The organism is Curtobacterium pusillum (assembly GCF_007673235.1).
In the GTDB taxonomy this organism is placed as follows: domain Bacteria; phylum Actinomycetota; class Actinomycetes; order Actinomycetales; family Microbacteriaceae; genus Curtobacterium; species Curtobacterium pusillum_C.
The window spans coordinates 265,652-286,473 of record NZ_VDZH01000002.1 but is presented as its reverse complement, the minus strand read 5'-3'; the positions used below and the strand labels follow the sequence as shown (position 1 = coordinate 286,473).

General features: G+C 71.7%; 18 protein-coding genes and 1 tRNA gene. 8 read left to right on the top strand and 11 right to left on the bottom strand.

The window, feature by feature from the left end:
- Window positions 1-24 precede the first annotated feature (24 nt).
- The gene (locus FS532_RS06050; protein WP_144751392.1) at window positions 25-1,146 is read left to right on the top strand and encodes an alkene reductase; all 1,122 of its coding nucleotides are present in this window, start codon (window positions 25-27) and stop codon (window positions 1,144-1,146) included.
- Between the two features lie 73 nt (window positions 1,147-1,219).
- On the opposite strand, the gene FS532_RS06045 is transcribed toward FS532_RS06050, so the two are convergent.
- Window positions 1,220-1,645, bottom strand: coding sequence for a hypothetical protein (locus FS532_RS06045; protein WP_144751389.1), 426 nt, complete (start codon window positions 1,643-1,645; stop codon window positions 1,220-1,222).
- Window positions 1,638-1,913 carry a hypothetical protein gene (locus tag FS532_RS19210; protein ID WP_440130707.1) on the bottom strand — a complete coding sequence of 92 codons (276 nt, stop codon included), beginning with the start codon at window positions 1,911-1,913 and terminating at the stop codon, window positions 1,638-1,640. The genes FS532_RS06045 and FS532_RS19210 overlap by 8 nt, the downstream gene beginning before the upstream one ends.
- On the opposite strand from FS532_RS19210, the gene FS532_RS06040 reads away from it, so the two are divergent.
- Together FS532_RS06040 and FS532_RS06035 are read left to right on the top strand one after the other, a co-directional pair.
- Window positions 1,800-2,195, top strand: coding sequence for a hypothetical protein (locus tag FS532_RS06040; protein WP_144751386.1), 396 nt, complete (start codon window positions 1,800-1,802; stop codon window positions 2,193-2,195). The genes FS532_RS19210 and FS532_RS06040 overlap by 114 nt on opposite strands.
- The gene (locus FS532_RS06035) at window positions 2,192-2,452 is read left to right on the top strand and encodes a hypothetical protein (protein WP_144751383.1); all 261 of its coding nucleotides are present in this window, start codon (window positions 2,192-2,194) and stop codon (window positions 2,450-2,452) included. The genes FS532_RS06040 and FS532_RS06035 overlap by 4 nt, the downstream gene beginning before the upstream one ends.
- Window positions 2,453-2,696: 244 nt before the next feature.
- On the opposite strand, the gene FS532_RS06030 is transcribed toward FS532_RS06035, so the two are convergent.
- The 3 genes from FS532_RS06030 to FS532_RS06020 all read right to left on the bottom strand — a co-directional run bounded on the left by FS532_RS06030 (window position 2,697) and on the right by FS532_RS06020 (window position 5,100).
- Window positions 2,697-2,769, bottom strand: a tRNA-Arg gene (locus FS532_RS06030).
- A 93-nt stretch (window positions 2,770-2,862) separates the two neighbouring features.
- On the bottom strand, window positions 2,863-3,648 hold the full coding sequence (locus tag FS532_RS06025) for a dienelactone hydrolase family protein (RefSeq protein WP_144751380.1): 786 nt from the start codon (window positions 3,646-3,648) through the stop codon (window positions 2,863-2,865).
- Window positions 3,649-3,675: 27 nt separating this feature from the next.
- On the bottom strand, window positions 3,676-5,100 hold the full coding sequence (locus FS532_RS06020) for a glucose-6-phosphate dehydrogenase (RefSeq protein ID WP_144751377.1): 1,425 nt from the start codon (window positions 5,098-5,100) through the stop codon (window positions 3,676-3,678).
- Window positions 5,101-5,181: 81 nt separating this feature from the next.
- Between FS532_RS06020 and FS532_RS06015 the strand changes: the two genes are divergently transcribed.
- From FS532_RS06015 to FS532_RS06005, 3 genes are all read left to right on the top strand, one after another.
- Window positions 5,182-6,351: a Gfo/Idh/MocA family protein gene (locus FS532_RS06015; RefSeq protein WP_144751374.1), complete on the top strand. Its 1,170-nt coding sequence runs from the start codon at window positions 5,182-5,184 to the stop codon at window positions 6,349-6,351.
- Complete coding sequence (locus FS532_RS06010; RefSeq protein WP_144751371.1) at window positions 6,348-7,286, top strand: sugar phosphate isomerase/epimerase family protein; 939 nt, start codon at window positions 6,348-6,350, stop codon at window positions 7,284-7,286. The genes FS532_RS06015 and FS532_RS06010 overlap by 4 nt, the downstream gene beginning before the upstream one ends.
- An 86-nt stretch (window positions 7,287-7,372) precedes the next feature.
- Entirely contained in the window at window positions 7,373-9,712 is a 2,340-nt protein-coding gene (locus FS532_RS06005) for a bifunctional metallophosphatase/5'-nucleotidase (protein WP_186321933.1), read from the top strand.
- 312 nt (window positions 9,713-10,024) lie between these two features.
- Here the strand turns inward: FS532_RS06005 and efeB are convergent, their stop codons facing one another.
- Genes efeB through efeU form a run of 3 tightly spaced genes read right to left on the bottom strand, consistent with a single transcriptional unit; the run spans window position 10,025 to window position 14,098 of the window.
- A complete protein-coding gene (gene efeB / locus FS532_RS06000; RefSeq protein WP_144751367.1) occupies window positions 10,025-11,302 on the bottom strand; it encodes an iron uptake transporter deferrochelatase/peroxidase subunit in 1,278 nt (425 codons plus the stop codon).
- Complete coding sequence (gene efeO / locus FS532_RS05995; RefSeq protein WP_144751364.1) at window positions 11,299-12,522, bottom strand: iron uptake system protein EfeO; 1,224 nt, start codon at window positions 12,520-12,522, stop codon at window positions 11,299-11,301. The genes efeB and efeO overlap by 4 nt, the downstream gene beginning before the upstream one ends.
- The gene (gene efeU / locus FS532_RS18895; protein WP_144751361.1) at window positions 12,509-14,098 is read right to left on the bottom strand and encodes an iron uptake transporter permease EfeU; all 1,590 of its coding nucleotides are present in this window, start codon (window positions 14,096-14,098) and stop codon (window positions 12,509-12,511) included. The genes efeO and efeU overlap by 14 nt, the downstream gene beginning before the upstream one ends.
- Before the next feature lie 69 nt (window positions 14,099-14,167).
- Here efeU and FS532_RS05985 point away from each other — a divergent pair, with 69 nt between their 5' ends.
- Together FS532_RS05985 and FS532_RS05980 are read left to right on the top strand one after the other, a co-directional pair.
- Window positions 14,168-14,950, top strand: coding sequence for a trimeric intracellular cation channel family protein (locus tag FS532_RS05985; RefSeq protein ID WP_144751358.1), 783 nt, complete (start codon window positions 14,168-14,170; stop codon window positions 14,948-14,950).
- Between the two features lie 275 nt (window positions 14,951-15,225).
- Window positions 15,226-15,840 carry a TetR/AcrR family transcriptional regulator gene (locus FS532_RS05980; protein WP_144751353.1) on the top strand — a complete coding sequence of 205 codons (615 nt, stop codon included), beginning with the start codon at window positions 15,226-15,228 and terminating at the stop codon, window positions 15,838-15,840.
- A gap of 140 nt (window positions 15,841-15,980) precedes the next feature.
- On the opposite strand, the gene FS532_RS05975 is transcribed toward FS532_RS05980, so the two are convergent.
- The 3 genes from FS532_RS05975 to FS532_RS05965 are packed head-to-tail and all read right to left on the bottom strand — an operon-like array spanning window position 15,981 to window position 20,658.
- Window positions 15,981-18,338 (bottom strand): transglutaminase family protein, encoded by a 2,358-nt coding sequence (locus tag FS532_RS05975; RefSeq protein WP_144751350.1) that lies wholly within the window; start codon window positions 18,336-18,338, stop codon window positions 15,981-15,983.
- Window positions 18,335-19,666, bottom strand: a complete 1,332-nt coding sequence (locus tag FS532_RS05970) for a DUF58 domain-containing protein (RefSeq protein WP_144751347.1) — start codon at window positions 19,664-19,666, stop codon at window positions 18,335-18,337. Before FS532_RS05970 ends, FS532_RS05975 begins: the two co-directional genes overlap by 4 nt.
- A complete protein-coding gene (locus tag FS532_RS05965; RefSeq protein WP_260852587.1) occupies window positions 19,666-20,658 on the bottom strand; it encodes an AAA family ATPase in 993 nt (330 codons plus the stop codon). Before FS532_RS05965 ends, FS532_RS05970 begins: the two co-directional genes overlap by 1 nt.
- Between the last annotated feature and the right edge of the window lie 164 nt (window positions 20,659-20,822).

Genomic DNA, 20,822 nt, shown 5'->3' with positions numbered 1-20,822 from the left:
GATCCCCGCCGTCTCGGAATTGCGATGGACAACACGTCGTTGCACCCCGACGTGAAGCTCTTCGAACCCGCCGACTTCGGCGCACTCCCCCTGTCGAACCGCATCGTCATGGCACCGCTCACCCGCGTGCGCGCCGGCGAGCACGGTGTCCCGAACGACCTGCTCGTCGAGCACTACGCGCAGCGCGCCGGCCTCGGCCTGATCGTCACCGAGGGCACCTGGCCCGTGCAGGAGGGCCGCTCGTACCCGGGCCAGCCCGGCATCGAGACCGAGGAGCAGATCGCCGGCTGGCGCCGCGTCGCCGACGCCGTGCACGCCGCCGGCGGGACCATCGTCATGCAGCTCATGCACGGTGGCCGCGTCTCGCACACCGACATCTCACAGACCGAGCGCATCGTCGCTCCCTCGGCCCTGGCTGCACCCGGCCAGACGCACCTCGCCGACGGGTCCAAGGTCGACATGCCGGTCCCCCACGCGCTCACCACCGACGAGGTCCAGGAGGCTGTCCAGGGCTTCGTGCAGGCCGCACGCAACGCGATCGCCGCGGGGCTCGACGGCGTCCAGGTGCACGGCGCCAACGGGTACCTCGTGCACGAGTTCACCTCGGCCGCGTCGAACACCCGCACCGACCAGTACGGGGGCTCCCCGGAGAACCGCGCCCGCTTCGCGATCGAGGTCACCACCGCCGTCGCCGAGGCCATCGGCGCCGACCGCACCGGCATCCGACTGTCGCCCGAGCACGGCATCCAGGGTGTCATCGAGGACGACCCGGCCGACGTCCGAGCGGTCTACACCGCCATCGCCGAGGGACTCGCGCCGCTGGGACTCGCCTTCGTCGACGTCCTGCACGCCGAGCCGACGGGCGACCTCGTGCAGCACATCCGCCGCACGGTGGGCGCACCGTTCATCGCCAACTCCGGCTTCAGCGCACTGACCACCCGCGACGAGGCACTCGCCCTCGTCGAGGACGGCCACGCGGACGCCGTCGGGGTCGGCCGCGCCGCGATCGCCAACCCGGACCTCGCCCACCGCTGGGAGCACGACACGGAGCTCAACGAGCCGCGTCCGGAGCTGTTCTACGGCCAGGGTGCCGAGGGGTACACCGACTACCCGACGCTGGCCGAGGTGCGCGAGCGGGTCGCGTAGTCGACCTGCTGGTCTGACGGACTGGAGGCGCGGTGCCAGCTGGCACCGCGCCTCCAGTCCGTTCCATGCCAGCTCAGGAAGCCGCGATGATCTCGACCTGCCGAGCAGGCAGGGCGTTCCGAGAGGCGGTCGCGAGTCGAGCGGGCAACACGACCCCGCCGCGCCGGTGGCTGAGGTACTCGACGAAGACGGCGACCGTGCTGTCGGCGCTGGGCTGGTCAGACGCGGCGCTCATGTCGTCTGCTGACCGGACGTCGAGCGCGCCGTCGACGTCCATGACGGCCACGCGACGGATCCCGGCGACCGTCTTGACGAACACGTTCGCGTAACCGCCGACCGATTCCATCCGCCGCAGCAGAACCGGGAGACGTTCGTCCCCCAGCGCCACGACCACGGGCGTGCGCCCTTCGTCGTCCACGACCTCGAGCTCGACGTCGGCGAGATCGCCGACCGCAAGCGAACGGTTGACCTCTGCACGGAACGCATCGAGTTCAGACATTGCGCTCATTCCCGCCCTTCATGTCCCGGATTGTAACGGCGTACCGCATGGCCCGATCGGAGGCCACGTCGAAGAGACCGGGGATGTCCCCGACCTCGTGGACAGGCCCGACCGCACTCACCGTGCCGTTCGCGTGGTGGAGGTGGACGTACCCGTGACAGCAGTCGATCCGCGCCGTCTCCGCCCAGGCGCCATCGAGGTCGACCGTGTGGACCAAGATCACGAAGTCCACGAGGCGGCCTCCGGATCGGAAGAGTCGGTGTTCCAGGCGGACGGTGTCCGCATCGTCGACGCTCTGGTACCAACCGCGTTCGGCGCACGTCGCTCGATCGGGTGGACGGTAGTCGCCGCGATCCTGATCGACCACGGTCCGCTCGACCTCGGCTCGTGCTCGACGCTCTTCACGCCGTGCCTGCTGCGTTCGTCGAGCCCTGCAGCGAACCTAGGCATCGGGCGCCGGCGTGTACAAGGATTTCGCATACGGAATCCCGATGCCGCAGCTACGCCGACGCGTCACCTGAGCCAGCTCACAGATACGCTCGTCTCGTGAACAACGGATGGCGCGACGGCCTCATGGCCGTGTGGATCATTTCCTTCCTGGCAGCGATCGGGCTCTGGGTCTCCGCGATCGTCATCTTCGGGAAGGGAGCGGATGCAGTCGACCTCCTGCCTCTCGCGACCTCTCTCGGCGGCGCCGCCGCCGTGGTCACCTTCTGGTGGTTCGTCTCGCTCCTGCTGTGGCTGGCGGTGAGCGCCGTCGTGCGTGAGCACGAGAAGGACCGCCAGCACGCCGCGCGTCTGCGCTGACAGGACCGGAAGCGGACTGGAGGCGCATGGCGGGCGCGCCACGTGCCTCCAGTCCGTTTCCGGTCGCTTCAGGACGCCGCCTGGCTCGCGAGACGCCGTCACTTCCCGAAGACACCGCCGGATCCGGCGGCGTCTCGCCAGCGGTGCGGCGTCTCGCCGGCGGCCGGCCGTCTCGTTTCGACGAGACGAGACGACGAAGGCCCCGTCGCGATGCGACGGGGCCTTCGGTCTGTTCGGTGTTGCGTGCGCTCGAAGGGACTCGAACCCCCAACCTTCTGATCCGTAGTCAGATGCTCTATCCATTGAGCTACGAGCGCAGGTGGCCTTGCGGCCGTGGAAGACTCTACAACAGGTGCCGCCCCGACGCCAATCGAGCCGTGCGCAGCATCGTCCTCCGGCGTGTCGCCGGCTCAGAGCCCACCGAGCTCCTCGTCGAAGACCTCGGCGAGGAAGACCTCGAGCGCCTGCCAGGACCGACGGTCGGCACGGGCCTGGTACTGCGCCCCGTGGTCCGGTGCGTCGGTGCCGGGCACCGCGAACGCGTGCATCGCTCCGGCGTACGTGACGACCTGCCAGTCGACGTGCGGCGCGCCCCGCATCTCGTCCTGCCAGGCAGCGACCTTCTCGTCCGGCACGACGGGGTCGGATGCCCCGGTGAGGACGAGGAGCCGCGCGCGGATGTCGGCGGCGTCGGAGGGGTCGTGCACGATGAGCCCTCCGTGGAACGAGACCGCCCCGACCAGGTCCGCGCCGGTGCGAGCGAGTTCGAGGGCCGTCGAGCCACCGAAGCAGTACCCCATCACGACGATGCGGGTGTGGTCCACGTCGGGGTCCTGGCGGAGCCGCTCGAACCCGGCGAGCGCGCGGGCGCGGAGCAGCGGGAGGTCCTGGTAGAACGAGCCGGCGACCTGTCCCGCGGTGTCGTCCCCCGGGCGCACTCCCTCGCCGTAGATGTCCGCACCGAACGCGACGTAGCCGAGCCGGGCGAGCATGGTCACGCGCGCCTCGACGTGCTCGTTGACGCCGTGCCAGTCGTGCACGACCAGCACTGCCGGACGGGGTCCGGAGACCGCGGCGTCCTTCGCGAGCACCCCGAGGAGCGCGGTGCCCTCGTGGTCGTAGCGCACCGGTTCGACACGGATGTCGGCTCCGGCTGGTTCGGGAACGGTCTGCAGGACGTCGTCGATCGTGGTCACGTGGGGGACGTTACGCGGCGGTGCTCGTCACGCGTCGATGTTGTCCCAGGACTCGGGGCCCTCCGAACCGGCGGGGTACTCGTCGAGCGGGGTCGTCCCGTCGCGCCAGGCCTGCAGGAACGGCTCGACGACCTTCCAGCCCTGCACAGCGCTGTCGCCGCGGACGGACAGCGTGGCGTCGCCTTCGAGGACCCCGGCGAGGACCTCGCCGTAGGCGCTCAGCCGACCGGGGTTGAACGTCGTCTCGAGCGTGGTGTGGTCGATCGTGTACGGGTCGCCGGGGCCGTTCACGTTGAGCTCGAGCTGCATCTCGTCGGGGGCGATCCAGATGCGGAGTCGGTCCGGACGCTGCGCTCCCGTCAGCCCGACGGGGACGTGCGGCGAGTCCTTGAACGTGATGACGATCTCGCGCCGCTGCTCCGCGAGGGCCTTCCCCGAGCGCAGGGTGAACGGCACACCGGCCCAGCGCCAGTTCGCGATCTCCAGGGTGAGCTGGGCGAGGGTCTCGGTGCCGAGCGACGGGTCGACCCCGTCCTCGTCGGCGTAGCTCGGCAGCTTCCGCTCCCCGACGGAACCCGCCGTGTAGCGGGCGCGCTTGCCGGCGGCGACGACGTCGCCGCGCCACGGCCGAACGGCGCGCAGCACGAGCTCCTTCTGGGTCCGGAGGTCGTCGGCGTCGATCGACGCCGGTGCCTCCATCGCGACCACGGCCATCACCTGCAGGAGGTGGCTCTGGATCATGTCGACGAGCGCGCCGGCCTTGTCGTAGTACCGGGCACGTCCCTCCAGACCGAGGGTCTCGTCGTAGACGATGTCGACGCGCTCGACGTGCGCGCTGGAGAGCAGCGGCTCGACGATGCGGTTCGCGAACCGGAGGCCGAGCAGGTTGAGGACGGTGGAGCGCCCGAGGAAGTGGTCGACGCGGTGGATGCGCTCCTCGGGCAGGAACGAGTGCAGCAGGTCGTTGAGGGCCTCGGCACTCGCCGCGTCGGTGCCGAACGGCTTCTCGAGCGCCAGGCGCGTCCCGGACGGAAGGTCGATGCCCTTGAGCACGGCGCAGCTCTTCTCGGTCACGGCGGGCGGCAGGGCGAAGTAGATCGCCGGGTCGTGCGCGCAGTCACCGAGCAGCGCCTTCAGGTCGTCGGCGTCGGTGACGTCGGCCTTGCGGTACGACGAGGCCTCGATGACGTCCACGAGCCGCTTGCTCAGCCGTTCGCCACCGTCCTTCGCACCCTCGTCCTCCTCGTTCTTCGACGCCTGCGCGTTCTCGAAGGACTCTCGGACCTGCGCCTTCCAGTCGGCGTCCGAGATGTCCTCCACGCCGGCGCCGACGAGCTGGACGTCCCAGTCGGTCTTCACCTCGAGCAGGGTGGCGAGGCCCGGCAGCAGCAGGCGCTTGGACAGGTCACCGCTGGCACCGAGGATGAGCAGGGAGGTCTGGAGGCTCGACATGCCCCAGAACGTACTCATGCGTTCCGGCGCGTGGCCGGGAGACGCCGATACGGTGGGACCAGTTCGGCGCGAGGGAGCACCATGAGCAGTGGGTACGGAGGGCGACGCCTGCGCGTCGCCGTGGTCGGGACCGGCATGATCGCCGGGGTGCACGCACGGGCCGCTCGCGCGGCCGGCGCGGAGGTCCTCGGGGTGCTCGGCCGGAACCAGGCGAGGTCCGAGCAGGTGGCCGCGCAGCTCGATCTCCCCCGCGGGTACGCCTCCCTCGACGAGGTGATCGCGGACGCGCCCGACGTCGTGCACATCTGCACGCCGAACGACCAGCACCACCCGCAGGCCCTCGCCGTGATCCGTGCCGGCATCAACGTGGTGTGCGAGAAGCCCCTGGCGATCGACGCCGCCCAGGCCGCCGAGCTCGTGGACGCGGCACGGCAGGCGGGCGTCGTCGCGACGGTCCCCTTCGTGTACCGCTACCACCCGATCATCCGCGAGATCCGCGGCCGCATCGCCGACGGCGACCTCGGCCGCGTGCTCGCCGTGCACGGGCACTACCTGCAGGACTGGATGCTCGACGAGGACGCGTCGTCGTGGCGGGTCGACGCCGGGTCCGGCGGGCTCTCGCGCGCGTTCGCGGACATCGGCTCGCACTGGTGCGACCTCGTCGAGTTCGTCACCGGTGACCCGTTCGCCTCGGTCTCCGCCGCGACCGACGTCGTCTACCCCACCCGACCGGCTGCCTCGGGTCCGTCGTTCTCGGGCTCCCCCGACCCCGACCCCGTCGCGGACGCCTCGCAACGGGCCGAGGTCACGACCGAGGACACCGCGGTCGCCACCTTCCGCACCGGCACCGGTCGGATCGGCAACGTCGTCATCTCGCAGGTGTCGGCAGGGCGGAAGAACCGGCTGTGGTTCGAGATCGACGGCACCCTGGGGTCGGCGGCGTTCGACCAGGAGCAGCCCGAGTCGGCGTGGTTCGGCAACGAGCGCGGTGCGCAGATCGTCGTCCGTGACCCGGCGCTCGGTGTTCCAGACCAGCGGCGTCTGGCGCTCGTGCCGTCCGGCCACCCGCAGGGCTACCTCGACGCCTTCGCCGCCTTCGTGGCAGACACCTACGCCGCGGTCCGGAGCGGGTCCGACCCCGACGGGTGGCCCGAGGGGCTGCCGACCTTCGCCGACGGAGCCCGCTCGGCACGCATCATCGACGCCGTGATCGGCAGTGCCGCCGACGGCTCGTGGAGGGAGATCCGATGAAGCTCGGGATGCTGACCGCCTGCCTGCCCGGGTGGTCGCTCGACCGCATCGCCGCGTTCGCCCAGGAGCAGGGCTACGAACGGCTCGAGGTCGGCGTGTGGCCGGGCACCGGCGGCCGCGACTTCGAGGCGGCGCACCTGCCCGTCGCCACCTTCACGGACGACGACGCCCAGTCGACGCGGGAGCTGCTCGACCGGACCGGGCTCGAGATCTCGGCGTTCGCGTACTACGAGAACAACCTGCACCAGGACCTCGCGCACCGTGCTTCCGTACACGAGCACCTCAAGCGCGCGGTCGACGCCGCGGCGATGGTCGGAGTGCCGTACGTCGGGACGTTCATCGGGCGCGACAACAGCCTGTCGGTGCGCGAGAACATGGCGCTCGGCGACCAGGTCCTGCCGGAGCTCGTCGACTACGCCGGCGAACGCGGCGTGCGGCTCATCATCGAGAACTGCGTCATGGAGGGCTGGCACCCGGACGGCTACCCGGGCAACCTCGCGTACTCCCCCGAACTCTGGGATTGGGTCACGGGGCTCGGCTTCGGCCTGAACTGGGACCCCTCGCACCTGACCTGGATCGGCATCGACCCGGTCGAGACGATCCTGCCGTTCGCCGAGCACATCGTGCACGCGCAGGCGAAGGACCTCGAACTCTTCCCCGCGAAGCGCGACCAGTACGGGTTCTTCGGCAAGGTCGACAAGGGCGACGACCCGTGGGACATGGGGTGGTGGCGCTTCAGGGTGCCCGGGCGCGGTGTCGTGGACTGGCCGCACGTGGTCGACCGGCTGTACGAGGCGGGCTTCGACGGCACACTGAGCGTCGAGCACGAGGACCCGCTCTGGGGCGGTACCGACGACAAGGTCCTCGAGGGGCTGCGGATCGCCCACCGGACCCTGCGGCCGCTCATCGCGGTCGAACGAGCACCGGAGCGGTGACCGCCGTGTTGCGTGTGTGAACAACACGTGACGTGTTGCGGCATGCACTGGCGTGCCGGCTGTGCGGTTTCATAGGTTCTTGGGCGATGAACGCTCACACCTCCCCGCGCCGACGACGGCGCCTCGTCGGCAGCGCAGCACTCGCCACCGTCGGCGTGCTGGTCGCCCTGTCCGTCCCGTCCGCCGCCCTCGCCGCCGAGGGCGACACCACCATCGACATCCTCGACGTGAACGACTTCCACGGCCGCATCGAGTCCGAGGGCACCGCAGCCGACAAGGCAGCCGGCGCCGCGAAGCTCGCCGGCGTCGTGCAGTCCTACCGCGAGGCCAACCCGAACACCATCTTCGCGAGCGTCGGCGACAACGTCGGCGCCTCGACGTTCACCTCGCTCATCCAGCAGGACGCGCCGACGATCGACGCCCTGAACGCCATGCACCTCGACGTGAGCGCGATCGGCAACCACGAGCTCGACAAGGGCCAGAGCGACCTGACCGGTCGCATCGAGGACCGCGCCGACTGGCCCTACCTCTCGGCGAACATCGTCGACGAGGGCACCACGACGCCCGCGTTCGAGCCGTACCGGGTCATCGAGAAGGGCGGTGTGCGGGTCGGCTTCATCGGTGCGACCACCGAGGACCTCATCCCCGGCCTCGTCAGCCCCGGCGGTGTCGAGGGCCTCGCGATGGCCCCGATCGTCAGCCAGGTGAACCGCTACGCCGAGCAGCTGACGGACGGCAAGACCGAGAACGACGAGGCCGACGTCCTCGTCCTGCTCGTGCACGAGGGTGCGACGACGAGCGCGATCGCCGACGCCACCGGCACGGGCGCGTTCGGCAAGATCACGTCCGGTGTCTCGTCGAGGGTCTCCGCGATCGTCTCCGCACACACCCACGCGACGTACAACCACTCGATCGCCGGCCCGGACGGAAGGAAGCGTCCGGTGATCCAGACCGGGTCGTACGGCGTGAACTACGGCCACCTGCGCCTCACGGTCGGTGCGGACAAGAAGCTGACCGGCATCACCTCCGAGGTGAAGTCGATCAACGCGGAGACCACGGTCCCCGCCAATCAGACGTCGGTGGACGCCGTCACCGGGATCGTCACCGCCGCGAAGGCCGTGGCCGATGTGAAGGGCGGCGAGAAGCTCGGTGAGATCACCGGCGACCTGCGCCGCGCCGTTCAGTCCGACCGCACCACGGAGAACCGCGGTGGCGAGTCGGCGCTCGGCAACTACATCGCCGAGGTCCAGCGTGCCGCGACCGAACGGAACGGCTCGCAGGTCGCCTTCATGAACCCGGGCGGCCTCCGGACCGACATGCTCTACAAGTCGAGCGGAGCGGGCGACCCCGACGGCACCGTCACCTACAAGGAGGCCGCGCTCGTCCAGCCGTTCGCGAACACCCTCGTCACCGAGGACATGACCGGCGCGCAGATCAAGGCCGCCCTCGAGCAGCAGTGGCAGCCCGACGGCCTCGAGCGACCGTTCCTGAAGCTCGGCGTCTCGAACGGCTTCGCGTACACCTACGACCCGTCGAAGGGTCGCGGCGAGCGCATCACGGCGATGACCCTCCGCGGGGAGCCGATCGCCCTCACCGACACCCTCAAGGTCACGGTCAACTCGTTCCTGTCGACGGGTGGCGACAACTTCGCCGCCTTCGCGACCGGCACGAACAAGGCCGACTCGGGCCAGGTCGACCTGCAGGCGCAGGTGGACTACTTCACCACCACGCCGAAGGTCTCCCCGCCGACCGACCAGGGAGCCGTCGGTGTGACGGTGACCCCGACCCCCGAGGGCGGCTTCCAGCCAGGCGACGAGGTCTCGGTGCGGCTCTCCTCGCTCGTGTTCTCGAGCGACGACCCCGCGAAGGCCGGCACGGTCTCGATCGCAGCAGGTGACGGCGAGCCGCTCGCCACTGACGACGTCGACCCGACCGTGATCGACAAGACCGACGAGCAGGGCACCGCGACCCTGACCTTCCGGGTGCCGGGAGCGACGACGAACCCGGTCGCCGCAGCCGCACGTGCGTTCGCCACGACGACCCTCGCCGCTGCGGTCACGCCGACCGCCACGACGGACGAGCCGCTCGTCGTCTCGCTGCCGAACGGGCAGACGATCACGCTCGCGGTGACGATCCCCGTCGCCGCGGTCGTCGACCCGACCGACCCCACGGCCCCGGGCACGCCGGGTGCGGGCACGCCCGGCGCGGGCGGCGGCACCGGTGGTTCCCCGGGCGTCGACACAGACGGAGACGGCGTCGTCGACGGGTCGGTCCCGGCGAACGCCGGCGGAGCCCTCGCCTACACGGGCGCGGACATCGCAGCACCGGCCATCGCGGCGGGCATCCTGCTCCTCGCGGGGCTCGTGTCTCTGGTGCTCGTGCGCCGGAACCGAGCACGTCGCGAGGCGACGGTCCCGACGGACTGACACCGCGCCTCCAGGCAGGGAACGGGCTGTCTCACCATGGTGGGACGGCCCGTTCTCGACCGCCCTGGAGGCACGGCGCCGGTCCGCCGTGTCGGCGCGCGTCCGCAGGTGGTTGGCGAGCCTGTCCCATCACGGTACTTCCCTGCGGTTCCGGCGATCCGCGGGGTACGCTCTGGCTGTCGCATCGCGACGCGTCGCGCTGGGTCGCCTCTCAACCCGGACGGTGGTTCCGCCCGGGGGACTCCGCGACGCGGGTGCTCTCCGTCTCCAGGGAAACGACGGAGGGCACCCACTCAACGCCTCGGCGACGCCTCAGCGGAAGAGCTGCTCGCCGATGTAGGAGCCCTTGCGGGGCGCGGGCGGCACGGCGAACACCGCGGACCCGATGTGCGAGATGTACTCGTTCAGGCGGTCCGAGGCGCCGAGCTTCCGCTGGAGCGTCGTGAAGTGCTCCGGGTCGTTCATGTACGCCGTGAAGAGCAGTCCCGCGTCGAGCTGCCCGTACTGGTTCAGACCGTCCGTGTAGTTGTACGGACGCCGGAGGATCTTCACGCCGCCGTTCGCCTCGTGTGCCGCGAGGGCGATGTGCGACGTCGGGTCGATCTTCGTCTCGCCACCCTTGTGCACGGCAGCGAAGTCCGGGGTGGTGTGCTCGGACCCGCCGGAGAGCGGTGCGCCCTCGATCTTCGTCCGACCGAACACCCGCTGCTGGTCGCTGACGACGTCGGCGTCCCAGATCTCGATGTTCATCCGGATCTTCCGGGCCACCTGGTACGTGCCGCCGCGCATCCACTCCGCGCCGTCGCCGGCGTCGTCGATCCACACGAAGCGGTCGTAGTCCTCGTCGGTGGTGATGTTGCGGGTGCCGTCCTTGAACCCCATGAGGTTCCGCGGCGTCGACTGGTTCGGCCCCGCCGAGGCCCGGCCGAAGCCGAGCACGGTCCACCGCACGGTCGCGGTCCCCCGTGCCATCCGGGCGAGGTCACGGACGGCGTGGTACGCCACCTGGGGGTCGTCGGCGCAGGCCTGCAGGGAGAGGTCCCCGCCGGTGAGTCCTTCGTCGAGGTTGTCGCTCGGCAGCGTCGGGATCGCGGCGAGGTGCGTCGGCTTCTTCGACGCGAGGCCGAAGCGCTCGTCGAAGATCCCGGGGCCGAGTCCGACGGTCACGGTGAGGGACGCGGGGCCGAGGTCGAGCGCCTCGCCGGTGTCCGCACCGACGCCGTCGCCGTGCGCGGGTTCGACGCTGCCGACGGTCTTGCCCGCCTGCAGCTGCGCGATCGACGCCGACCAGCGGGCGAGCAGCACCTGCAGGTCCGTCACCACGCTCGACGACATGTCGAACGTCATGAACACGCAGTACCGCTGGGGTGCGGTCTGCACGCCGCCCTGGGGCTGCCGGGCGGCGGTCGCGTAGAACGGGTGGCTCTGCGAGAGGTCGATCGACTCGTCGCCGTTCGTCGCCGCGGTGAACGGGTTCACCCCGGTCGCAGCGGTGGCTCCGGCGATCCCGGCCGCCGCCCCGACGCCGGCGCCGGCTGCGGCGACACCCGCGCCGAACAGCCCGCGCCGGGAGACGGGTGGGGTCGTCACGCGGTGGCGACCTTCTCGGCGAGGCGGGACAGCGGGTCCTGCAGGGCCTGGACCTGCTGGGAGATCTTGTTCGCGTCGGAGGCCTTGGTCGCGGCGTCCCACGTGTCGAACCCGCCGAGGTCGTCCGCGTTGCGGTACTCGTCCATCAGCGTGTTCGTCGCGTCGAACTGCTTCGCGATCTGCTTGGTCAACGTCGGGTCGAGCTTCGTCAGGCCCGGCTTGAGGTACGCGAACGCCTGCCGTGCGCCCTCGACGTTCGCGGCGAGGTCGACGAGGTCGATGTGGCTGTACGCCTCTTCCTCGCCGGTGACCTTGTTCGACTGGACCTCCTCGAGCAGACCGGCGGCGCCGTTGGCGAGGTCCTCCGGCTTGTAGTCGAGCGTCGGCACGAGCTTCGCGAGCAGCTCGACGTTCTCGGTGAGCGACGCCGCGGTCTTCTTCGTCGTGTCCGTGATCGCACCGGCCTGGAACAGGTCCTTCTCGACCGCGTGGAACCCGCTCCACCCGACGGCGTCGTCGAGGTTCGACGCGCGCATGTCGATGAGGTAGTCGAGGTTGCCGGCGTTGTCGGTGGCCTTGAAGCCCTTCTTGACGAAGCCGTCGACGTCGCTCTCGACGTGCTCGTAGAACGGACGGGCGTTCGCGTAGTCGGTCTTCGCGGCGGCGAGGTCGCCCTTGTCGACGTCGGCCTGCAGCTGCTTCACGGCCGTGACCATGTCGGTGACCTGGCCGTCGACGTACTCCGCGTAGCCCTTGGTGCCCTCGTCGAGCAGGGTCGCGGCGCTGCTGTTCGCCGTCGAGATCACCTTGCCGGTGACGGTGAAGTCGGTGAGCTCCTGCTCGGCTCCGGGGCAGTACACCTGGTACTTCCCGCCGGTGAGCGTCGCGGTGAACCGCACCGCGTCGAGGCCGGGCGCGAGGTTCTCCTTCTCGCCGAGGATGCGCTGGTCCTGCAGCAGCTCGACCTCGGTGATGGCGGTCGACGACTCGTTCTTCACGGTGAACGTGACCGGGCCAGCGGGGACCTTCGTCTCGGAGACGGCGCACTTGTCGGATCCGTCGTTCGTCAGCGTGACGGAGACCCGGGAGACCTTGCCGGAGCTGCTCGCGTCGTCGCTCGCCGACGTCGACGAGTTCGCGCAACCGGTGAGGGCGAGGGCGGTGACGACGCCGAGGGCGCCGAGGGTGATCAGGGGGCGGGCTGTCCTAGCGGAGGGCATACTCGGTGCTCCTTGTGGGGTCGTCCGCGGGTGGGCCGCGCGACGGGTCGGGTTCGGGGGTGGTGGTCGTGGGCTCGGGCCGGCGGCGTCGGTCGCGCAGCGCGAGCAGTGCCTGGGCTGCAGCGGCGACACCGAGGGCGATCGGCAGCCAGGCCTTCCAGAGCAGCAGCTCGGCACTGCGCGTGTCCGCGGCCGCCACGGCGGCGGCGGATCGCAGGACGGTCGCGTTCGGGACGGACCACACGGTCCGGTCGAGCGTGGTGGTGCGAGCGGACGGGAGGCCCCCACCGCTCAGTGTGAGCACGGTGCGTTCCGAGCGGGTCGCGTCCAGGACCCCACCCCGGACGGTCCACAGGCTCACGGTGTCGCGGACGGACCAGCGCGCCGAGAACGGTCCGGGGTTCGTGCTCGGTGAGATCCCCACGGGGACGCGACCGAACAGCTCGACGAGGTCGTCGAGCGTCAGGGTGGCCGGCCGCTCCGCGGCCGTGGCGTCCTCGGTCAACCGCCAGCGGTCCGCGGTCACGCCCGCGCGGGTGACGCGACGGTGGGCCGATGCCGGCAAGGCGAGTCGCGCCTCCTGTCCGCTGCCCGTGGTGCGGAGGACGCCCGTCGCACCGTCGACGGAAGCCGTGACGGACGTGGCGTCGCCGGTGACGGCGGTGGTGCGCGCCAGGTCCGCACCACCGGTCGGGACGGCGATCGCGAGCGCCGCGGCCGCGACGGCGAGGACACCGGCGATGCCGAACCGCACGGCGGGGACGCGCGCGCGGGACGGACGCCAGGCGCGGGGCCACAGCGAGATCGCGAGGACCGGGACGACGTAGAGGACCCAACCGAGGACCTCGATCACCCGTGGGTCCGGCGGGATACCGAGGACGCCGGTGACGAGGGCACCCTGCACGGAGCCGTTCGGGGCGAGCCAGCTGAGGTCGACGGTGCGCTGCTGCCCGATGACGATCCAGCCGGCCTCGTGCGCCCGACGGAGCACGGTCAGCACGAGGCCGCCCGCGACGAACACGAGGAAGACCCCGGTGCCGGTGAAGAACTTCGACAGGTTCAGCCGGACACCGCCGGTGTAGATCCCGTACCCGATGACGACGGCGACCGCGATGCCGATGACCGCGCCGAGCGCCGCGAGCCCGGTGTCCGACGACGCCTGGAACGTCGCGAGCAGGAAGACGGCGGTCTCGAAGCCCTCCTTGAGGACGGCGAGGAACGCCATGCCGGCGAGGGCCCACGCGGTGCCGCGGCCGAGCGCCTCCGTCGCGCTCGCTTCGAGTTCCTTCGTGAGTGTGCGCGCGTGCGTGCGCATCCAGACGATCATCCCGGTGACGAAGACGACGGCGACGATGCCGATGATCGCCTCCATGCCCTCCTGCTGCGCCTGCGGCAGGGCCTGCTCGACGACCTGCAGGCCGAAGCCGACCGCGACGCTGAGCACGACGGCCACCCCGACGCCGAGCCACATGGGGGCGAGCGGGACACGGTTGCGACGGAGGAACGCGGCGATGATGCCGACGATGAGCGTCGCTTCGAGGCCTTCACGGAGGCCGATGACGAGGGTGGCGAGCATGACGAAGGTGAGGCTAACCTAACCGCTGTCCGACCCGCCACTCCCCGCGGGTGATGTTTGATGGTTCTCATGAACCTGCTGTCCGTCGACGGCCTCGCGTCGGTCACCAACGTGCTCGACCTGGCGGGTGTCTTCGCGTCCGCGCTGCTCGGCGGATCGCTCGCCCGCACCATGGACTTCGACCTGTTCGGGTTCCTGGTCGTGGGGTTCGTCTCCGGGCTCGGCGGCGGCATGCTGCGCGACACCCTGCTGCAGAACGGGCCGCCGGTCGCACTCGTCGACCCGCTGTACGTGCCCGTCGCGATCGCGGGCGCGCTCATCGCGTTCCTCGTGTCGTTCTCCGAACTGACCTGGGACCGGCTGTTCACCGTGCTCGACGCAGCCGTGATCGGGTTCTGGTCGGTGGTCGGCGTGCAGCGCACCTTCGACGCCGGACTCGACTGGCCCGCGGCGATCATCATGGGCACCATCACGGCGGTGGGCGGCGGTGCGATGCGGGACCTCATGCTCCGCCGCGTCCCCGCGGTGTTCGGCGGCAACGCGCTCTACGCCACCGTGGCGGTCGCCGCGTCGGCGGTGATGGTGATCGCATCGCACTTCGGATCACCGTCCATCGGCATCGTCGCCGCCATCGTGCTGTCGCTCGTCCTGCGGTGGGGCGCCGTCCGGTGGGGCTGGGGCCTGCCGAACGGCCGCGACTGGCAGCCGAAGTCCACGCTCGGCTCGCTCCTCCAGCGTGGCCGCAAGCTCCGCCCGGACGCGATCCGGCTGCTGCGTCGACCGGGTCGCCGAACGGGCGCGGGCAGTGTCCACCACGAGAACGAATCGGGCGCCGACACCTCCGGCGACTGAGGGGTGTCATCTGTCGGTACTCCGGCGTACTATCAATACTGCCGGGTATCGACTCGGCACACGTCGTCCGTTCCCGCACCGACGCGACCCGAACGCGGCGGTTCGAACGGACGTGTGGATGGGGGCTTCGCTGATGCCGCGCGGGATCAGACGCGCGGCGCGGCAGGTCTCCGACCACAGCACGCCTACACCAGAATTGTCGTGACCCACCACCACGCCAGCCCGACGAAGCCGGACCCGACGGACCGCGGCGGGCCCCGTCGAACCAGGAACCGATGAGCGACGACGCTTCCGTCCCCTCCTCCCCCAGCCCGCGCACCCCCCGTGCGGAGGTCCGCGAACGCCTGCTGGCCGCCGGCGCGGCGGTCTTCGCCGAGCAGGGCGTGCACGAGGCCCGGCTCGACGACGTCGCCGCTCGTGCCGGGTTCAGCAAGGGCGCCGTCTACTCGAACTTCTCCTCGAAGGAGGACCTCCTCGCGCAGGTGATGCAGCGCGCGACGAACCTGGTCCTCGGATCGCTCCGAGAGCTCGTCCGCGCGGACATCGCCGCCGTCGACATCGGGGACGTCGTCCGGGCAGCGTTCGGACGGCACGACCAGGGGCCGCAGTTCGCCCTGCTGTCGGAGTTCCGCGGCTACGCGATCCGGCACCCGGAGTTCCTGCCGGAGTTCGTCCGACAGCGCCGCGAGCTGCAGGACGGTGTGCTCGAACTCGTCGAGCTGTGGTTCGGGGCGCACCCGGAGATCGACCCCGGGATGCCGCTCGAGGACTTCGCGACCGTGCTCATCGGCGCGAACGTGGGCATCGTGTTCGACGCCGAGGCCCTGCCCGGGGTGAACCCGGGCGAGGTCGTCGCGGCTCTCGTCGAGGCGGTCATCCGCCGGCGCTGACGCGGGCGCGGTGCGCGCTGTCCGCAGTGTGCGAGGTTTCGTGCACTGTGGGACCCTGCGGGCCTCGCACCATGCGCGGAACCTCGCACACTGCGCGCCGGCGGCACGCCGCGGCGCGGGCGCGCGCGCGGCGCAGCGCGCTACGCCGGGCGTCGCGTGCGACGGCCCTCGTGGGACCACGCCGACGACGGCAGCAGGCTCGGCGGGAGCACACGCGACCGCACCACCCGTGCGCTCGAGACCGACGCGTCGAGGGCGACCCGTGCCTCCTGGACGGCGACGAGCAGCGCATCGACGTCCACCGCCGCCGCGCCTCCGGCGGCGAAGCGCTCCCGGTCGACCGCGTCCACCACCGCATCGAGGTGCGGGAGCACCGCGATCGGCAACGACGGCCGGAGGCGACCGAGCACGGCACGCGCCGTCCGGGCAGCGGCAGCGGCGTCACCCGGCGGCGCGAGCCCCGGCGCGTACCCGTGGTCGGCGACGTCGTCGAGGACCTCGCGCCAGGCGTTCACCGCCGGTGCACGCCCGGATCGGACCGCCCCCAGTCGGGAGCGTCGGCGGACCGCCCGCACCACCGAGGGTGAGACGAGGAGTGCGAGCGCCAGCACGATGCCGACCGCCAACCCGAGCGGACCGTTGCCGCCTCCGGTCGAGCCGGCTGCACCGGGCGCTGCGGAGGCCGTGGGCGTCGGTGTCGCCGAGGACTCCGCCGGAGCCGACTGTCCCGGCGCCGGCAGCGGCGTCTCCGGAGCCGCCGCCGAGGGCGTCGACGTGGCCTCGGTCGAGGACTGCGCGGCCTGGTCGGAGTCCGGGGTCGGCTCGAACGCCACCCAGCCGGCGCCCTTGATGTACAGCTCGGGCCACGAGTGCAGCTGCCGGTTCGACACCGTGTACTCGCCGTCCGCCTGGGTCGTCCCGGCCCGGTACCCGACCGCGATGCGCGAGGGGATCCCGAGCGTGCGGGCCATCACCGCCATCGCGGAGGAGAAGTGCACGCAGTAGCCCTCGCGGACCTGCAGGAACTTCGCGACGACGTCCATGCTGTCGCCGTCGTAGCCCTGCTCGACGGGTGCCGTCTCGGAGTACGTGAACAGGTCGCTGCGGAACCACTGCTCGAGCGCACGTGCTTCCTGGTAGTCGGACCCCGCGCTGCCGGCCACGCGCTGGGCCGTGCTGGCGATGGACTTCGGCAGGTCGTCCGGGAGCGCCCGGTCCGTGCGGAGCTGGTTCGCCGAGGGGGTCGCGTACCCACGGCCGTCGGCACGGCCGAGCAGACCGGACTCGGCGATGGCGTCGAGGTACTCCCCCGACCACGTCGAGGCGCCGTAGACCTCGTAGGTGGAGCCGCGCGGTGTCGCCGGCCCCGTGGACCGGACCGTGCTGGACTCCCCCATCCACCGCCACTGCGACAGGTCGAGGTTCGTCGACCGGGACTCGATCGAGACCGCGCCCGACGGCACCGGCAGGTAGTTGCTGGACAGGCCCGTGATGCGCACCGTGACGTCACCGCGCGTCGACAGTCGCGGGTTCACGCCGACCGCCCACTGCTGCTGGTCGGCGGTGTCGGACTTGCTGGCGTCGGTGGTCGTCGGCACCCAGTCGCCGGTCCCGAACTCGTCGAGGTCGGCGAGCTTGAGGTACTCCGGCTGCCCGTCGGACGAGCGGTACCGGAACACCTCGAGCTCGTTCGGCTGCCGCAGGTCCTTGCCGAGGTTGAGCAGCGTGCCGGGGCGTCCGGGCTGCACGGGTGACTGGATCGCCCCGGTCACGCCGGACAGCCAGCTGGCGTTCAGCGGGACGATCGCGGGCAGCCCCACGGCGACGACGAGTCCGATGGCGCCGACGACCGCGGCAGGCAGTGCCCGCTGGACCGGCCGGACCGAGAGCCACAGCAGTGCGAGGAACGCGATCGCGGTGGCGATGACGAGCCCCGGTGCGGCCGGGGCCCCCGTGACGATGCCCGGCACGATGAGGATGACGAGCGCGGGGACCGCCGCGAGCGCCGCGGTCGGGGCGACGGCGGCGAGGAACAGGGACACCCCGGCGACCCAGCCGATCGCGACGGTGACGATGAGCCGGATGGAGTCGGTCTGCGGCAGGGGCGCGGGGTTCAGGCGGATGGCCGCGAGCGTCTCGCCGAGGGCGCCGTCCTTGTCGAGCCACCCGAGCGGCTGGACGTCGTTGACGACCGCAGCCGCGCACGAGCAGACGACGAGCGCGGCGACGAGGGCCACGAACCGCACGCCGGGCGCGCGGCGGCGGACGGCGAGCATGGTACCGACGAGCACGGCGACGACGAGGATGCCGGAGACCCACCAGGCCACGCCCTGCACGAGCGGACGCATCGCGAGGGCCGCGATGAGGACGGGCACGGGGGCGAGCGCGACCACCCAGGGGTTCGGGGAGTCGGGACGGTCCTCGCGCGCGGTTGCGCGGCCGGCGTCCGAGCGGGACGACGACGGCGGCGCCGACGACCGGGTCGAGACGCCGCTCACCGCAGGCTCCCGGGCGCGTGTGCGCCGGCGACCGGGACGACGAGCGTGCGCCAGCCCGCTCGGTCGAGGATGCCGCGCACCACCGGGTCCGGCGGCACGATGGTCGCCAGGATGCCGCGGCTCGACCCGGTCGTCGCGGAGACGAGCTCCGCTGCCTGCTCGGCCGTGCAGTGTCCGGTGACGACCGCCGTCATGCCGTGGACGTCGCGGCCGCGCACGTCGGGCAGGACCTCGGTGACCTCGCGCGCATCGGAGCGGACCCGCACGTCGGCGAGCCCGACCAGCACGTCGGTCAGGCCACCGGCGTCGCCCGCGTGCCGGGTGCTGCCGGCGGGCCCGTCGCTGACGAGCAGCACGCGGGACGTCCGGGCGGCGAGGGCCCGCGCCACGCTGGCGGCCACGACGACCGCGTGCTCGAAGGCCGCGTCGCCGCCGAGGTCGGAGAGCTCGGCGAGGTCGTCCCGCCCGAGCCGCTGGTACGACTCGCGACGGACGTCGAGGGCGATGACGGCCTCCGGCGGCTGGGCCTGCGTGGTCTGCCGGACGTGGAGCTCCCCGCGCCGGGCACTCTGGGCCCAGTGCACGCGACGGATCGGGTCGCCGGGGCGGTAGGGCCGCAGTTCGCTGTCATCCGCCGACCCGCCCTGGCCGACCCGGCCTTCATCCGCGGAGACGGCACCGGCGAGCGCACCGGTCTCGATCGCGCCGAGCGGTGTCGTCGCCGGGACGACCACGACCTCTTCCGCGGGGACCACGGGGCGGTCGATGCGGAGCAGGCCGAACGGGTCCTCCACCCGGATGGTCACGGGACCGACGAGGCTCCGGCCGCGGTGCATCGCCAGGGCCTCGACGTCGAGGACGGCCGGCGGCACGTTCGGTCCGACGGCCGCGTACGTCTCGGCGCTGGACACGCTCACGAGGCCGTCGTCGAGCTGTTCCCGCACGAGCAGCGTCGACCGCGGACCGATCGGCAAACTCGTGCCGCGGAGCGTGATGCGCTCCCGGTAGACCTCACCCACCTGGACGATCGCGCGCGCCGTTCCCCGGCTGCCGCGCAGCGGAGCGGCCACGACGAACGCCATCACGATGCCGAGCACGACGAGGACGAGCAGGAGCAGCCCGGCCGACACCGCCACGCTCGTGGTGCCGACGAGGCCGCCGCCGACGAGTCCGATGCCGACCGCGATGACGGTCCAGCCGCGTGCCGTCGGCCGCGGGAACGGGGTCCGCCGCAGCAGTGCGAGCCCCCGACGGCCGTACCGCGCCGCCGTCGACCGCGCGGCACCGGCGCGCAGGGCGAACGACGACGGCGCCGAAGGACCGGACATCAGGAGCGGACGGGCGTGGCCGTGAACGGCACGGCGGTGTCGGACACGATGCGGACCACGATCTCGCGGACGGTGTCGTCGCCGGTGCCGCCGAGACCCCGGGCGACCGGGACGAGTCGGTGGGCGAGGATCACCGGCGCGAGTGCCGCGACGTCGTCCGGGGTCACGAACGGTCGGCCGAGCAGCGCCGCGTGTGCACGAGCCGCCGACGCGAGGTGCAGCGTCGCACGGGGACTCGCGCCGAGGACGATGTCCGGGTGCGTGCGGGTGGCCCGGACGATCGCGACGATGTACGCCTCGACGTCGGGGGCGATGTGCACCGTGCGCACGGACTGGATGAGGGCGCGGAGGGTCTCGACGTCGACGATCGGCCGGAGGTGCGCCAGCGGGTCGCCCCCGCCCCGGTTCGTCAGCATCTGCCGTTCGGCGTCGGCGCTCGGGTACCCCATGGTCAGGCGCGCCATGAAGCGGTCGCGCTGGGCCTCCGGCAGGGGGTACGTGCCCTCCATGTCGATGGGGTTCTGCGTCGCCACGATCATGAACGGGCTGTCGAGCTTGCGGGTGACGCCGTCGACCGTGACCTGGGCCTCGGCCATCGCCTCGAGCAGGGCGGACTGGGTCTTCGGGCTGGTGCGGTTGATCTCGTCGCCGATGACGACGTTCGCGAAGACCGGACCCGGCGAGAACCGGAACGTGCCGGAGGACTGGTCGAAGATGTTCACGCCCGTGACGTCCGACGGCAGCATGTCCGACGTGAACTGGATGCGGTTCACGGACCCGCCGACCGATGCGCCGAGCGCCTTCGCGAGGACCGTCTTGCCGACACCGGGGACGTCCTCGACGAGCAGGTGGCCCTCGGCCAGCATCACCGTCAGGGCCGTGCGGATCGCCTCGGTCTTGCCGTCGACGACGGTGGAGACGGCCGCGGTGATGTCGTCGCCGACGTCCCGGATGCGGTCGATCGGGAAGGCGGGGTCGGTCGGTTCCGGCACGCAGGCCTCCTCGTCTCGGGACAGGTGTCGTGCATGCTACAACGGCCCGGTGACAGCGCCCGGAGGATGCGTCACCGACTGGGCCACGGGACACACGGCGAGGGGGGGGGGGGGGGGGGGGGGGGGGGGGGGGGGCGCGGGGGGGGCGCCGCCAGGGGCCTCCA